The organism is Geodermatophilus sp. SYSU D01186 (assembly GCF_054050215.1).
The window spans coordinates 20,944-33,436 of record NZ_JBJGYW010000021.1; the positions used below are offsets into that span (position 1 = coordinate 20,944).

Below are 12,493 nucleotides of genomic sequence, written 5' to 3' on the forward strand. Positions count from 1 at the left end.
GCCGTGATCCCCGTCATCGGTCTGGCGGTGGGCGTGGTGCTCGGCCTCGTCTTCGACCCCACCGTGCCGCTGTGGCTGCAGCCCTACCTGCCGATCGCCGTCGTCGCCGCGCTGGACGCGGTCTTCGGCGGCGTCCGGGCGCGCTTCGACGGCATCTTCGACGCGAAGGTGTTCGTCATCTCCTTCGTGTCCAACGTGGTGGTCGCCGCCCTCATCGTGTTCCTCGGCGACCAGCTCGGCGTCGGCGCGCAGCTGTCCACCGCGGTCGTCGTCGTCCTCGGCATCCGCATCTTCGGCAACGCCGCCGCGATCCGGCGGCACGTCTTCCGGGCATGAGCGCCGAGGACCGGCCGGCCGGCGCGCCGGAGGAGACCCCCCGGCCGCCGGGCGACGGCGAGGCCCGGGAGGCGCCGGCGCCCGGGGTGCCCGGGCCGCGGGCGGACGACGACACGCCCGGGACCGCCGAGCCGGCGGAGACCCCGGCCGACGCCGGGACCCCGCCGGACGCCGGCGCCGGGACCGCGCCGGGGGACGGGGACACCGCGCCCGCTGCCGCCGGGAGCCCGGCCGCGCCCGCCCGCCGCCGGCGGCGCGACCCGCTGGCCGCCCTGGTCATCACCGTGCTGACGCTGCTGCTCGGGTTCGCCTTCGCCGTCCAGGTGCGCAACACCGGCACCGGCGAGGACCTCGCCGGTGCCCGCGAGGAGGACCTCGTGCGCATCCTCGACGAGCTCAACGCCAGCGAGGACCGCCTGCGGGCCCTGATCGCCGACCAGCGCGCCGCGCTGCGGGAGCTGACCAACTCCGACAGCCGGTCCGAGGCGGCCCTCCAGGAGGCCCGGGACCGGGCGGAGGCGCTCGGCATCCTCAACGGCACCGTGGCCGCCCAGGGGCCCGGCCTGGTGATGACCATCCGTGACCCGGAGGGCCGGGTCCGCGTCGCCGACCTGCTCGACGCCGTCCAGGAGCTGCGCGGCGCCGGCGCGGAGACGATGCAGATCGACGACGTCCGGGTCGGGGTCTCCACCGCCGTCACCGGCGAGCCGGGGCAGCTCCGGATCGACGGCGAGGAGGTGAGCAGCCCCTACGAGGTGCTGGTCATCGGCTCCCCGCAGGACCTCCAGACGGCGATGAACATCCCCGGCGGCGTCGTCGACCGGGTGGGCCGCCAGGGCGGCACGGTGGAGATCCAGCAGTCCGACGACGTCGTCGTCGACGCGTTGCGGCCGCTGGACACGCCTCAATACGCTGCGCCGGACGACGACGGCGACGACTGACGCCCGCTCTTCCCCCACCCGCGACTGGAGACGACGCCGCATGGCCACACCCGACGACCGCCGCTACACCGACCAGCACGAGTGGGCCCAGCTGCAGGACGGCGGCGGCGCGGCCGTCGTCCGGGTCGGCATCACCGACCACGCGCAGGACGCGCTGGGCGACATCGTCTTCGTGCAGCTGCCGGAGGTCGGCGCGGAGGTGGCCCCGGGCAACCCGATCGGCGAGGTGGAGTCCACCAAGTCGGTGTCCGACGTCTACTCGCCGGTGTCCGGGGTGGTCAGCGCCGTCAACGAGGCGCTCACCGACGCCCCCGAGACCATCAACGCCGACCCGTACGGCGCGGGCTGGCTCGTGGAGATCCGGCTCCCGGACGACGCCGGTGACCCCACCGAGGAGCTGCTGGACGCCGCCGCCTACCAGGCGCTGGTCGACGCCGGCTGACGGTCGCACGGGGCGCGGCAGGCAGGCCCGCACGGGCACGCGGGGTCGGCCCGCGCGCCACCGGCCGACCCCGCCGGAGCCCCGCGAAGCGATCACTATGCTCACCTGGGGCGGGACACCGCGGCACCCCACGCAGGCGCCGCGGACCCACCCTGAACGTCCGGTTGACCCTCGGGTCGGCCGACTGGTTCCATGACCCACGGCCCGCCGTGACCCACACGGCGGTCGACCCGCGACGGGCTGTCCGGCCCGTCGTCCGCCGGCCGCCCGCGGCCACTCGACATGGCCCGCGGCGGTGCCACCCCTGCACCGGAGGAGACAGACGTGCACTGCACTCGTTGTGGCCACAACAACCCCGAGGGCAGTCGCTTCTGCGCGCAGTGCGGCGCGGCGCTGTCCCAGGAGCGCATCGGCGAGTCCACCAGCGTCATCCCCAAGGTGGGTGGCGAGGACTCCGCGGAGACCCCCGAGGTCACCGAGACCGAGGCCCACGCCGGCGCGGTGGAGTCGCTGCCCGCGGGCTCGGCGCTGCTGGTCGTCAAGCGCGGCCCGAACGCCGGCAGCCGGTTCCTGCTCGACCAGGACGTGACGACCGCCGGCCGGCACCCCGACAGCGACATCTTCCTCGACGACGTCACCGTCAGCCGCCGGCACGTGGAGTTCCACCGCGAGGGCGGCGGTTTCTCGGTGCACGACGTCGGCAGCCTCAACGGCACCTACGTCAACCGCGAGCCGGTGGACGTCGCCTCGCTGGCCGGCGGTGACGAGGTGCAGATCGGCAAGTTCCGGCTCGTGTACCTCACCGGTCCGCGCACGGGCGAGCCCGCTCCTCGCCCGTGACCCCCCGGGCGCACCGCTCCCGGGGGCCGGCCCCGGCGCCCTCGGCAGCGTGAGCGCGGTGGCCTCGCGCGCGAGCGCGTTCGGGGACGCCGACGACCAGCACACCCCCCGGTTGACCATCGGGGAGGTGCTGACCGTCCTGCGCGACGACTTCCCCGACGTGACGATCAGCAAGATCCGGTACCTGGAGTCCGAGGACCTCGTCCACCCGCAGCGCACGCCGTCGGGGTACCGGAAGTTCTCCTCGGCCGACGTCGCCCGGCTGCGGTACGTGCTGGCCGCCCAGCGCGACCAGTACCTCCCGCTGAAGGTCATCAAGGAGCACCTGGACGCGCTGGACCGGGGCGAGCCGCTGCCCGGGTCCGCGCCGGCGCCGGCCGGAGCCGCACCCGAGCGGCCCTCGGCCGGCAGCCTGCCGGCCGAGGAGTTCGCCCGGGCGGCCGGCCTGGAGCCGGGGCAGCTGGCCGACTGCGTGCAGTTCGGCCTGCTCGCCGCGGACGCCGAGGGCCGCCACCCCACCGCCGACCTGCCCATCGCGCGGGCGGCCGCGGGGCTGGCCCGGCACGGCATCGAGCCGCGGCACCTGCGCGTCTACCAGAACGGGGCCGAGCGGGAGGCCGGGCTGGTGGAGCAGCTGGTCGCCCCCGTCCTGCGGGCGCGGTCGGAGGAGGCGCGGACCCGCGCCACCGAGAAGCTCCAGGAGCTGGCGCAGCTGTCGGCGCAGCTGCACAGCGCACTCCTGGAGGCACGGCTCCGGGATCTCCTGCGTCCCTGACTCCGGCGTACCGTGGTCGCCGTCGGACCCCCCCGCCTGGGGGGTCGGCACCCGACCCGTCCACCAGCCGCCCGACCGATCCACCGCCCCTAGCGGGCCCGCAGCTGAGGGAGCCCCACCGTGCAGGAACTCAGAGTCGTCGGGGTCCGGGTCGAGCTGCCCGGGAACCAGCCGATCCTGTTGCTCAAGGAGGCGCAGGGGGAGCGGTACCTGCCCATCTGGATCGGCGCGGTGGAGGCCGCCGCGATCGCCTTCGAGCAGCAGGGGGTGCGGCCGGCCCGGCCGATGACCCACGACCTGCTCAAGGACGTCGTCCGTGCCCTGGGGGCCACCCTCGAGGCGGTCAACATCACCGAGATGCGCGACGGCATCTACATCGCCGAACTGGTCTTCGGCAACGACCGCGTGGTCAGCGCCCGCCCGTCGGACGCCGTCGCCCTCGCCGTCCGCACCGGTGCCCCGATCTTCGGCGCCGAGGACCTGCTCGACGAGGTCGGGATCGAGATCCCCGACGAGCAGGAGGACGAGGTCGAGAAGTTCCGCGAGTTCCTCGACCAGATCTCCCCGGAGGACTTCGGCGCCGGTTCCGGCTCCGGTGGCACCCCCTGACCCGCCTCTCCCACCTCCGTGGTCACTCCAGTCACACCAGCCACGGGCGTACCGGAACGGCTCAAGTCCGCCGCACCACCTGCCGATACCCCTCGGAAGGATGAGTGCGGCGACACGCCGCCCGCCTCAGTTGACCGACCCCTGGGCCCGGCTTACGGTCGGCGAACAACACCGGTGTGACACCTGGGACGTGCAGTGACACGGACGACGGTGCGCCCGCCGGGTCACCGCGGCGAACGCTGCGGGACGCAGAGGAGGACGCTGACGTGAGCGACCAGAGCAACGGCTCCCAGGGTCAGCTCTTCAGCGACGCCGCTGTGGGGGCGCCGTCCTACGACGAGGTCGACAGCGACCTGGTCGGGTACCGCGGCCCGACGGCGTGCGCCGCTGCCGGCATCACCTACCGCCAGCTGGACTACTGGGCCCGTACCGGGCTCGTCGCCCCCTCGGTGCGCAGCGCCACCGGCTCGGGCACACAGCGGCTGTACTCGTTCCGCGACATCCTCGTGCTCAAGGTCGTCAAGCGGCTGCTGGACACCGGGGTCTCGCTGCAGAACATCCGCAAGGCCGTCGACCACCTGCGCAACCGCGGCATCAAGGACCTCGCCAACGTCACCCTCTTCTCCGACGGCGCCACGGTGTACGAGTGCACCTCCGCCGAGGAGGTCGTCGACCTGCTCGCCGGCGGCCAGGGCGTCTTCGGGATCGCCGTCTCCGGCGCGCTGCGCGAGCTGTCCGGCGAGCTCGCCGAGCTGCCGGCCGAGCGCATCGACGGGGGCACCGTGCACCCGGCCGACGACGAGCTGTCCCTGCGCCGGCGCCGCCGCGCCGCGGTCTGACCGAACGCCTCTCCACGCGAGATCGCCGATCTCGTTGCGTCGCGCGCCCTGAAGGCCGCGAGATCGCCGATCTGGCCGGGGCCGGAGCGCTGGTAGCGTCGATGTAATGGCGGACCGTGCTCCTGAGTCCCTGCCCGCACTCTCCGCGCTGGACCCGTCGGGGTCCTTCGCCGCCCGGCACATCGGCCCACGGCCGGACGAGACCGAGGCGATGCTCGCGGCCGTCGGCCACCCCTCGTTGCAGTCGCTGGTCGATGCCGCGCTGCCCGAGGGGGTGCACGACCGGTCGCCGCTGGACCTCCCCGCGGCCGCCGACGAGGCCACGGTGCTGCGGGTGCTGCGGGAGCGCGCGGCGGCCAACGACGTCTACACCTCGATGATCGGGCTGGGCTACTCCGGCACCGTCACCCCGGCGGTCATCCAGCGCACCGTCCTGGAGAACCCCGCCTGGTACACCGCCTACACCCCGTACCAGCCGGAGATCAGCCAGGGCCGCCTCGAGGCGCTGATCAACTTCCAGACGATGGTGGCCGACCTGAGCGGGCTGCCGGTTGCCGGCGCCTCGATGCTCGACGAGGCCACCGCGGCCGCCGAGGCGATGACCCTGGTGCGCCGCGCCGGACGGGCGAAGGCCGACGCCGTCTTCGTCGTCGACGCCGACACGCTCCCGCAGACCCTCGCCGTCCTCCGCACCCGCGCGGAGCCGCTCGGCATCCGCCTGCACGTCACCGACCTGTCCGCCGGGTGGCCGGCCGACCTGCCCGAGGCCGGCGCCTTCGGCGTCCTGCTGTCCTACCCCGGGGCCAGCGGCGCGGTCCGGGACGACCGGGCCCTGGCCGCCGCGGCCCACGACGCCGGCGCGGCCGTGGTCGTGGCCGCCGACCTGCTCGCGCTGACCGTGCTGGAGGCGCCGGGGGAGTGGGGCGCCGACGTCGCCTGTGGCAGCAGCCAGCGCTTCGGCGTCCCCATGGGGTACGGCGGGCCGCACGCCGGCTACCTGTCGGTGCGCGAGGGGCTGGCCCGCCAGCTCCCCGGCCGGCTGGTCGGGGTGTCGGTGGACGCCGACGGCGACGTCGCCTACCGGCTGGCGCTGCAGACTCGCGAGCAGCACATCCGCCGGGAGAAGGCGACCAGCAACATCTGCACCGCGCAGGTGCTGCTCGCCGTCGTGGCCGGGGCGTACGCGGTCTACCACGGCGCCGAGGGGCTGACCGCGATCGCCGCCCGCGTGCACCGCAGCGCGCAGACCCTCGCCACCTGGCTGCGCGCCGGGGGTGTCGAGGTGGTCGCCGACCGGTTCTTCGACACCGTCCAGGCGCGGGTGCCCGGCCGCGCGGCCGAGGTGGTCGCCGCCGCGGCCGAGCGGCGGGTCAACCTGCGCCTCGTGGACGCCGACACCGTCGGGGTGGCCTGCGACGAGACGACGACGCTGGACACGCTGCGCCTGGTGGCCGCGGCCTTCGGCGTCCCGGCGGACGACGCGACCGCGGACGACGACGGTGCCGACGCGCTCCCGCCCGAGCTGCGCCGCCGCACCCCGTTCCTCACGCACCCGGTGTTCTCCGCGCACCGCTCCGAGACCGAGCTGATGCGCTACCTGCGGTCGCTCGCGGACAAGGACCTCGCGCTCGACCGCACGATGATCCCGCTGGGCTCCTGCACGATGAAGCTGAACTCGGCGGTCGAGATGGCCGCGATCACCTGGCCGGAGTTCGCCCAGCTGCACCCCTTCGCCCCCGCCGAGCAGGCCCGCGGCTACCGGCAGCTGATCGACGAGCTGTGCACCGGGCTGGCCGAGATCACCGGCTACGCCGCGGTCAGCGTGCAGCCCAACGCCGGCTCGCAGGGCGAGTTCGCCGGCCTGCTCGCCATCCGCGGCTACCACCACTCCCGGGGCGAGGCGCACCGCGACGTCTGCCTCATCCCGTCGTCGGCGCACGGCACGAACGCGGCGAGCGCGGTGATGGCCGGCATGCGGGTCGTGGTGGTGGCCTGCGACGACGCCGGCAACGTCGACGTCGCGGACCTGCGGGCCAAGGTGGACCAGCACGCCGAGCGGCTGGCCGCGATCATGATCACCTACCCGTCGACGCACGGGGTGTTCGAGACCGAGATCCAGGACATCTGCGCGGCGGTCCACGACGCCGGCGGCCAGGTCTACGTCGACGGCGCCAACCTCAACGCGATGGTGGGGCTGGCCCGGCCCGGCCGGTTCGGCTCCGACGTCAGCCACCTCAACCTGCACAAGACGTTCTGCATCCCGCACGGGGGCGGCGGTCCGGGGGTCGGGCCGATCGGCGTCCGGGAGCACCTGGTGCCGTTCCTGCCGGGCCACCCGGTCGTCGACACCGGCGCGCAGGGCCCCGCGGTCTCCGCGGCGCCGTGGGGCTCGGCGGGCATCCTGCCCATCTCCTGGGCGTACCTGCGGTTGATGGGCCCCGACGGGCTGACCCGCGCCACCGAGCACGCCATCCTGGGGGCCAACTACCTGGCCGCGCGCCTGCGCGAGCACTACCCGGTGCTCTACGCCGGCGCCGGCGGGCTGGTCGCCCACGAGTGCATCCTCGACATCCGGCCGCTCACCAAGGCCACCGGCATCACCAACGACGACATCGCCAAACGGCTGGTCGACTTCGGCTTCCACGCCCCGACGATGAGCTTCCCGGTGGCCGGCACGCTGATGGTCGAGCCGACCGAGAGCGAGGACAAGGGCGAGCTGGACCGGTTCGTCGACGCGATGGTCGCCATCCGCGCCGAGATCGGGAAGGTAGCCGCGGGCGAGTACGACCGCACCGACAACCCGCTGCGCAACGCCCCCCACACGCTGAAGATGCTCGCGGGGGAGTGGGACCGCCCCTATCCGCGCGAGGACGCCGTCTTCCCCGTGCCGGCGCTGCGCGGACGCGGCTACCTGTCACCGGTGCGCCGCATCGACCAGGCCTACGGCGACCGCAACCTGGTGTGCTCGTGCCCGCCGCCGGAGGCCTTCGAGGAGCCGGAGCCCGCGCGGGCGGTGGAAGCCCGCGTGCCCGGGCGGGCCGAGGGCTCACCGGACGACATGGGCACCGCGGCCGACGCCCTGCCCGCCGGCGCCCAGGCCTGACGCGGCACCGCCCGAACGGCTGACCGGAGGGCCGCGACCCAGCCGACCGGTGCCCGGATGCACCAGGATCCGCACCGTGGCCCGCCGGGAGCAGCGCGACGTCGAGGACCGCACACCGCCGCCGGGGTTCGGGCGGGTCGGCACGCGGACGCTGGAGATCGCGGAGAACGTGGTCTACGCGGGGATCGCGGTCCTGCTCATCGTGGGGTCGCTGCTCCTGCTGGTCGTGGCCGGGCTGAAGACGGTCGCGCTGCTCGAGGACTTCTCGCAGGCGCCGCTGCTGGAGATGCTCGACGTGCTCCTGCTCGTCTTCATCTTCGTCGAGCTGCTCTTCGCCGTGCGGGCGACGGTGGAGCGGCGGGAGCTGGTGGCCGAGCCGTTCCTGATCATCGGGATCATCGCCTCGATCAAGGAGATCGTCGTCCTCTCGGTGGAGGCGGCCGGCGTCGTCGGGCGCGGGGACGAGTTCGTCCACCGCATGGTCGAGATCGGCGTCCTGGGTGTGCTCGTGGCGCTGCTGGGCGTGACGTCCTGGCTGCTGCGACGCAAGGAGCGCGAGCCCGAGGAGGGGTGAGCGGGCTGCTCCCAGCGGGTGCGCCGGCCCTTCCCGACTACCGTTATCCCCAACACGGCACTGGTCATCCAGCGCGCGGGCGAGAGCAGCGACGACGGGGAGCGGCCGGTGCCCGCGCCGGGCCTCGCGGGCACCGGCGCGGTCAGTGCGCGGCGAACTGGGGGGCGAGCCAGGCGCGGTGGTCGGCGACCACGCGGCCGTCGGGCAGCAGCTCGCCGTCGTCGTCGAACAGGACGACGCCGTTGCACAGCAGGCTCCAGCCCTGCTCGGGGTGGCTGCTCACCACCGCGGCGAGGTCCCGCAGGTCGCTGGTCGCGTCAGGGCAGGGGGATACGTGGGAGCACATCGGGATCTCTCCGTTCGGCCCGGCGGGGGCCGGGTTCACTGAGTGTGGTGATCCGGTGACCGGACGATCCCGAGTGTGGGCGCCGTCCCCGCCGCTGTCAGGTGACGAACCTCACGACCTCATCCCATCGGGTCGTCAGGAGTCGCCATGGCCGGCCGGGCGCGTCAGATCTTGCGCAGCAGGACGCGGCGGACCTTGTGGTCGGCGGCCTTCTGGAGCACCAGCCGGGCCCGCGAGCGGGTGGGGGCGATGTTGCTGCGCAGGTTGGGGCCGTTGACGGCGGCCCAGATGCCCCGCGCGGTCTCCCGGGCCTGCTCGTCGGTGAGGTCGGCGAACCGGTGGAAGTACGCCGAGCTGTCCTGGAACGCCGTCCGGCGCAGGGCGAGGAACCGGTCGACGTACCACTGCTGGATGTCGGGTTCCGCGGCGTCGACGTAGACGGAGAAGTCGAAGAAGTCCGACAGGAAGACCTCGGCGGTGCTGCCGTCGGCCCGCCGGCCCGCCTGCAGCACGTTGAGGCCCTCGAGGACGAGGATGTCGGGGCCGTCCACCACCTGTTGGCCGCCGGGGACGATGTCGTAGGTCTGGTGGTCGTACAGCGGGGCGGTGACCGCGCCGCGGCCGGACTTCACCGCGGCGAGGAACCGCAGCAGCGCGCGCCGGTCGTAGCTCTCCGGGAAGCCCTTGCGGCCCAGCAGCCCGCGCGCCTCCAGCTCCGCGTTGGGCAGCAGGAAGCCGTCGGTGGTGACGAGGTCCACCCGCGGGGCGCTGGGGCCGGCCGCGAGCAGGGTCTGCAGCAGCCGGGCGGTGGTGCTCTTGCCGACGGCGACGCTGCCGGCTACGGCGATGACGTAGGGGACCTTGGCCGTGGAGTCGCCGAGGAACTCGCTGCGGGCGGCCCACAGCCGCCGGCTGGCGTCGACGTGCAGGTGGAGCAGGCCGGCGAGGGAGAGGTAGACCGTCGCCACCTCGTCGAGGTCGATGCGGTCGCCCAGCGAGGCCAGTCCGCGCAGCTGGCCCTCGTCCAGCGGCAGCGCCGCGCCCGCGGCGAGGGCCCGCCACGAGTCGCGGTCGAACACCGCGTAGGGCGAGACCTGGGGTCGTGTGCCTGCCGTCACGGCACCATCGTGCCGGGCAGGCGGGGGAGCTCACCCGCCCGGGGGTCGGCGGAGCCGGCTGGACCGGTCCGGCGACCCCGCCCGTCTAGGGTGCCCGTGTGCCCACGACACCGGGGCTGCTCGAGTGCATCGAGCGGTACTTCGCCGCCGCGCCGCTGCCCGATGCCCGGATCGAGAACGCCGGCGCCCTCGACGTCCCCGTGGGCAGCCCCGACTGGCCCTACCCGGCCCGGCCGCGCCAGGGCGAGAAGGTCACGGCCGACGACGTCCGCGCCGCCGTCGGCGTGCAGCGCCGCGCCGGCCTGCCGGTCGCGCTGGAGTGGGTGTGCGAGTCCACCCCCACGGCCGCCGCGGCGGTGCGCGAGGCCGGGCTGGCCGTGGAGGAGTCGCCCCTGCTGGTCGCCGCCGACCCGGTGGACCTGCTGCTCCCGTACGGGGTGCGGCTGTACCTCGTGGGCGCCGAGGACCCCGAGCTGCCCCGCTACCAGCGGCTGGCCTCGATCGCCTTCGCCCACCCGGGCCCGCGGGCCGAGGTCGGCGACGCCTCGGTCGGGGCGGTGCCCGAGTCGCCGCAGACGGCGCTGCTGCGGGAGCGGATCGCCACCGGCCGCACCGTGATGATGGTGGCCGTCGAAGGCGGGGAGCCGGTGGCGGTCGGCGCGCACCACCCGGTCGACGTCGGCGGCACCGAGGTCAGCGAGATCACCGGCGTGGCCACGCTGCCGCGGCTGCGGGGCCGCGGCCTGGGCGCCGGCCTCGCCTCGGCCCTGGCCGCGCACGCCCGCGAGACCGCCGACCTGGTCTTCCTCGTCGCCGGTGACGACGACGTGGCCCGCGTCTACGAGCGGATCGGCTTCGCCCGGCTGGCCACCGTCGGGGTGGCCGACCTCCCGGACGGCGAGCCGCCGGCCGCCGTCTCCACCGCCACCGGCCTGCCGGGCTGAGGACGGCGCGGCCGCCGGCGGCTCAGCGGCCGGACGGCGCCGCGGCCGCAGCGGCGGTGAGCGACGCCCGCGCGGCGTCCCAGCCCACCGCGGCCGGCACCTCGCTGAGCAGCACCACGACGTGCGTCCCCACGACGCCCACCGAGTGCAGGTGGCGCATCCCGCCCAGGCAGCACATCCAGCCCTGCTTGACCGCCGCGCCGGCCGGGACGGCGCCCAGCACCCCGAACCGCTGGTCGAAGCCGTCGGCCGCCGCGGGGGCCGGCTCACGCATCCAGGCGGTCAGGGCCGCCGCGTCGTCCGGGTGCGCGACCACCGGCAGCCGGGCCAGGAAGCTGGCGAGGTCGCGCGCGGTCGTCGTCGTCTCGCCCCACTGGCCCCGCACGGGGGGCGGGGCGGTGGCGCGCAGCCCGTAACGGGCGGCGACGTCGCGGACCAGCCGGTCGCCGTCGAAGCGGACCCACAGGTCCGAGGCGATGGGGTCGGAGGACCGGCGGACCATCTCGGCCATGCGGTCCCGGTCGTCGGGGGTGAGGGTCACCGCCCCCTGCCGGGCCATGTGCAGGAGGTCCTCGGCGATGAACAGCTTGACCAGCGAGGCGGTCGGGAGCGGCCGGCCGGCGAGGTCGTTGCCGGCGGCGGCCGCCGCCAGCTCGGCGCTGCGCGCCTCGGCGGCGCGCGGGGAGAGCCCGGTGGCGCGGGTCTCCTGGGGGGCAACGGCGACGGCGACGGTGCCGGTCGTCCCGTAGGCCGCGGTGACGGCCGAGACGACGTCGGCCGGTGCCGCGGCCGCGGTCCCGCCCGCCGACGCGGGGCCGGCGAGCAGCGGCAGGGTGAGCACCAGGAGCAGCGCGACGACCGCCAGGGCGCCCGCGGTCCGCGGGCGGGAGCGGTGCGACGCTGCTGTCGCCATGGGTCCATGGTGCCCACCCGGCGACCAGGAACTTCAGGCTTCAACCACAGGACGCGTGTCGGTGGCCGAGCGCGAACGCGGGCTCGCGCAGCGTCGAGCCCGCCTCACCCGGACGGGTCAGGACTGCTCGTAGGTCGCCACCAGCGTCGCGCGGGCCAGCGTGTGGCCGAACAGGTTGAACCCCAGGACGGCGGGGGTGGTGTCCGGCGTGACGTCGAGGGCGTCGGTGTCCACCGCGTGCACGGTGATGAGGTAGCGGTGCGGGCCGTGCCCGGCCGGCGGAGCGGCGCCCACGTACCCGGCGAACCCGGCGTCGTTGCGCAGCTGCACCGCGCCCGCCGGCAGCCCCGTGCCGCCCTGGTCGCCGGCGCCGCTGGGCAGCTCGGTCACCGAGGCCGGGATGTTGGCCACCGCCCAGTGCCAGAAGCCGCTCTGGGTGGGGGCGTCGGGGTCGTAGACCGTGACGGCGAAGCTGCGGGTGCCCTCGGGGAAGCCGGACCAGGACAGCTGCGGCGACCGGTCCTCACCGCCGGCGCCCATGACCCCGCTGACCAGCGGGGGGTCCAGCGGACGGCCGTGGGCGCAGTCGGTGCTGGTGACCTCGAAACCGGGCACCTGGGGCAGGAAGTCGAACGGGCTCGGCGGCGTCGGGCGCTCGGCCATGGTGGTCCTCTCCTCGGCTCGGACGGCGGGACACGGCGTCCCGCGGGAGG

Annotated in this window: 14 protein-coding genes; 10 read left to right on the top strand and 4 right to left on the bottom strand. The window is 75.0% G+C overall.

Going from position 1 to position 12,493, the window contains the following annotated elements; all coding sequences use genetic code 11:
• Nucleotides 1-3: 3 nt before the first annotated feature.
• From ACI784_RS16010 to ACI784_RS16050, 9 genes are all read left to right on the top strand, one after another.
• Nucleotides 4-336 carry a small basic family protein gene (locus ACI784_RS16010; protein WP_456924003.1) on the top strand — a complete coding sequence of 111 codons (333 nt, stop codon included), beginning with the start codon at nucleotides 4-6 and terminating at the stop codon, nucleotides 334-336.
• Complete coding sequence (locus tag ACI784_RS16015) at nucleotides 333-1,277, top strand: DUF881 domain-containing protein (protein ID WP_457014118.1); 945 nt, start codon at nucleotides 333-335, stop codon at nucleotides 1,275-1,277. Before ACI784_RS16010 ends, ACI784_RS16015 begins: the two co-directional genes overlap by 4 nt.
• 40 nt (nucleotides 1,278-1,317) lie before the next feature.
• Nucleotides 1,318-1,719, top strand: a complete 402-nt coding sequence (gene gcvH, locus ACI784_RS16020) for a glycine cleavage system protein GcvH (RefSeq protein WP_456924005.1) — start codon at nucleotides 1,318-1,320, stop codon at nucleotides 1,717-1,719.
• A gap of 324 nt (nucleotides 1,720-2,043) precedes the next feature.
• Complete coding sequence (odhI, locus tag ACI784_RS16025) at nucleotides 2,044-2,559, top strand: oxoglutarate dehydrogenase inhibitor Odhl (RefSeq protein ID WP_456924006.1); 516 nt, start codon at nucleotides 2,044-2,046, stop codon at nucleotides 2,557-2,559.
• A 58-nt stretch (nucleotides 2,560-2,617) separates the two neighbouring features.
• Nucleotides 2,618-3,334 (top strand): transcriptional regulator FtsR, encoded by a 717-nt coding sequence (ftsR, locus tag ACI784_RS16030; RefSeq protein WP_456924007.1) that lies wholly within the window; start codon nucleotides 2,618-2,620, stop codon nucleotides 3,332-3,334.
• A 120-nt stretch (nucleotides 3,335-3,454) separates the two neighbouring features.
• Nucleotides 3,455-3,943 carry a bifunctional nuclease family protein gene (locus ACI784_RS16035; protein ID WP_456924008.1) on the top strand — a complete coding sequence of 163 codons (489 nt, stop codon included), beginning with the start codon at nucleotides 3,455-3,457 and terminating at the stop codon, nucleotides 3,941-3,943.
• 266 nt (nucleotides 3,944-4,209) lie between these two features.
• On the top strand, nucleotides 4,210-4,782 hold the full coding sequence (locus tag ACI784_RS16040) for a MerR family transcriptional regulator (RefSeq protein WP_456924009.1): 573 nt from the start codon (nucleotides 4,210-4,212) through the stop codon (nucleotides 4,780-4,782).
• A gap of 106 nt (nucleotides 4,783-4,888) precedes the next feature.
• Nucleotides 4,889-7,885, top strand: coding sequence for an aminomethyl-transferring glycine dehydrogenase (gcvP, locus tag ACI784_RS16045; protein WP_457014119.1), 2,997 nt, complete (start codon nucleotides 4,889-4,891; stop codon nucleotides 7,883-7,885).
• A gap of 76 nt (nucleotides 7,886-7,961) precedes the next feature.
• Nucleotides 7,962-8,459, top strand: a complete 498-nt coding sequence (locus ACI784_RS16050; RefSeq protein ID WP_456924011.1) for a phosphate-starvation-inducible PsiE family protein — start codon at nucleotides 7,962-7,964, stop codon at nucleotides 8,457-8,459.
• Between the two features lie 142 nt (nucleotides 8,460-8,601).
• Here the strand turns inward: ACI784_RS16050 and ACI784_RS16055 are convergent, their stop codons facing one another.
• On the bottom strand, nucleotides 8,602-8,805 hold the full coding sequence (locus ACI784_RS16055) for a DUF5999 family protein (protein WP_456924012.1): 204 nt from the start codon (nucleotides 8,803-8,805) through the stop codon (nucleotides 8,602-8,604).
• A 164-nt stretch (nucleotides 8,806-8,969) separates the two neighbouring features.
• Nucleotides 8,970-9,923 (bottom strand): type I pantothenate kinase, encoded by a 954-nt coding sequence (gene coaA, locus ACI784_RS16060; protein WP_457014120.1) that lies wholly within the window; start codon nucleotides 9,921-9,923, stop codon nucleotides 8,970-8,972.
• Between the two features lie 98 nt (nucleotides 9,924-10,021).
• On the opposite strand from coaA, the gene ACI784_RS16065 reads away from it, so the two are divergent.
• Complete coding sequence (locus ACI784_RS16065) at nucleotides 10,022-10,867, top strand: GNAT family N-acetyltransferase (protein ID WP_457014121.1); 846 nt, start codon at nucleotides 10,022-10,024, stop codon at nucleotides 10,865-10,867.
• A gap of 22 nt (nucleotides 10,868-10,889) precedes the next feature.
• Here the strand turns inward: ACI784_RS16065 and ACI784_RS16070 are convergent, their stop codons facing one another.
• Nucleotides 10,890-11,780 carry an LppW family protein gene (locus ACI784_RS16070; protein ID WP_457014122.1) on the bottom strand — a complete coding sequence of 297 codons (891 nt, stop codon included), beginning with the start codon at nucleotides 11,778-11,780 and terminating at the stop codon, nucleotides 10,890-10,892.
• Nucleotides 11,781-11,897: 117 nt separating this feature from the next.
• Nucleotides 11,898-12,443, bottom strand: coding sequence for a YbhB/YbcL family Raf kinase inhibitor-like protein (locus tag ACI784_RS16075; protein ID WP_456924016.1), 546 nt, complete (start codon nucleotides 12,441-12,443; stop codon nucleotides 11,898-11,900).
• Nucleotides 12,444-12,493: the final 50 nt, after the last annotated feature.